This is a genomic window from Bacteroides sp., from assembly GCF_052357945.1.
GTDB lineage: Bacteria > Bacteroidota > Bacteroidia > Bacteroidales > Bacteroidaceae > Bacteroides.
The window spans coordinates 1-2,302 of record NZ_DAWCXD010000291.1 but is presented as its reverse complement, the minus strand read 5'-3'; the positions used below and the strand labels follow the sequence as shown (position 1 = coordinate 2,302).

1 protein-coding gene and 1 pseudogene are annotated in these 2,302 nt (G+C 35.1%); both read left to right on the top strand.

The features are described 5' to 3' along the window. The first annotated feature begins 583 nt into the window (after positions 1-583). Positions 584-814 carry a hypothetical protein gene (locus ACT8YW_RS23005; protein WP_211421053.1) on the top strand — a complete coding sequence of 77 codons (231 nt, stop codon included), beginning with the start codon at positions 584-586 and terminating at the stop codon, positions 812-814. A 1,239-nt stretch (positions 815-2,053) separates the two neighbouring features. After that, positions 2,054-2,236: pseudogene (locus ACT8YW_RS23000) on the top strand (IS256 family transposase); the annotation flags it as partial. Positions 2,237-2,302: the final 66 nt, after the last annotated feature.

Here is a 2,302-nt window from a genome sequence, read left to right as displayed (position 1 = left end):
TAGCTAGCGTTCATCCTGAGCCAGGATCAAACTCTTCATTGTAAAAGTATCTTTTCATCTGTTAAGATGATTTTTTGCTCTGTTCAGGATGCCGTAAATTTATTGACCTTATTCAAATACCTATCATCCTCAATCGTATCGCTACTCTCTCGGACAAGTATTGACGGTTCTATTTTTTTTACTTGTACTACTTGTATTGTTTATCAATATTTCAAAGAACTTGCTGCTTTCGTTTTAAAAGCGGGTGCAAAGGTAAAGGCTTTATTTTTAACTACCAAACTTTTTCGGAAGTTTTTTTTATTTTTTTCTTTTTACTCATTTCTCAGGCTCTCTATGCGAAAGGGAAAGAATGTATAAAAGAAAAACAAAGGCCGTTTTCTTTGCGAATCGGACTGCAAAGATAAGAACTTTATTTATTATCCTCCAAAACTTTTCGGAAGTTTTTTTGTTCTTTTCTTTAAGCACAATTTCGCTTTTTCACTATGTCAATTCTGCAAGGCTTTCTTCTCTTGGAAAGCGGGTGCAAAAGTACGCCCTTTTAGTATACAATCCAAATATATTAAACTCTTTTTTCTAAGTTTTTTTGAAAGAATCGGCTAAAGTGCTGAAGGATAATGATGTTGTAGAACATATTTTTTATCATGAGTGGATTGGGGGCGGAAACGGTACACATGAGACACATTATTATATCACACGCGGGCGCGTAGGCGAACGCAAGAGAGAAAAAGATGCAGAAGAAAGAAATAACAAAATTACAGTCGAATTACAGCTGAGAAAAAGACAACAGGAAGAAAGAGACAAGAAGATGATATAGAAGGAAAACAAGAAAAAGAACGAAATGTAAAAAGAATACTAGGGATATACCACAAAGGGAAATTACAAAAGGAGATTATTAAAGGGGATTATTAAAGGGGATGGATTAATTGGAATGGTTAATTGGGCATGACCAGCAGAATACAGGATATTCAGCGACGCAGCGCCACTAGAAATGATTTCTCATTTTCATTTCTCATATTCTCATAGGTTGCACAATAATCAACTGTAAATCATCAATATAACACTATGAGAAATAAAATAAAAAAGGCATTTCTCATAGTATTACCAGCGTTTTATACTGAAAACAGTGCATTTCTCATACCTTTTCAAGGTATTTCTCATAGTATTTTGACTATTTATGCTATAAATTCTCAAGCTAGATCCTAAACTAAAGACCAGGTTGAATACCAGACTAGACACAGCTTTACAATATATTATCAGTGCTTATTGAAAGTATATAGAGCAGACATTCGCATATTTTCCTACCTGCATCTGTATCGTTGCACTCGAGTGAACAGGCCTGTGCACTAGAGTAGAAAGAACCGTCTACTCGAGTGAAACGATCTGTTCACTCGAGTGCAACGATACAGATAGTAGTAGGAAAAAATGGTAATGATTAAGGAAAAGCATAAGGATATAAGGTGCATGATACACAGGAAAGCAGTAAACAATAGGAAGTTGCTTAATAAACGACATAAGAAAAAGGAATAATCGTAAAGTTCGACGAGAGTCTGGGAAAAGATACAGCCATAATGCATGAGAAAGGAGTAAAATAGATAAAAGGAGTATGAGAATAAGATGAGAAACGATTTAAAACCTATGAGAAATGCATCGTTTTTAGGCATAAATGATGGAAATAGTATGAGAAATACCATTTTATGGCTTATTTCTCATACTGTTATGTTGTTGATTCATAGGTTGTTATCAGGTGTATTATGAGAATATGAGAAATGAAATTTGAAAATCTTGGGTTCTTAATCAAATTCCGTGCTACTTATTTATGTTCAATAACCTTATTCATGGCTATTCCGGGGTACTTTAAGATGCATATAGCTTGGATAATTTATTTGCTATTTCTAATATGCTGATATCCCTTTATCCATCAACCTTTCAATGAGCTTTACTAGCACGGAATTTGAAGAAGAACCAAATCTTCTCTAGTAAGCCGCTGGAGACTGTAATTTAAACAGTGTCAGTAACGAATAAAATTAATATCTTTACTAACATAGTTTTTTTTATGAGCAAAGAATTCAATTTTGAAGAGATCAAAAACAAGGCTTTGGAACAGCTTAAGTTTGGTAAATCCTTGTTAGGCAAAGACGGTGCTTTTGCTCCGTTATTGGAAAGCATCCTCAATGCCGCCCTTCAAGGCGAAATGGATGTCCACATGGACGATCATGAACGTTCTCTTGGTAATCGCGTATCCGCTGAGACCATAAGTTCCATCACCGCTCGCGTTCTTCTGTAAATTCAGGCATGGCGCAGC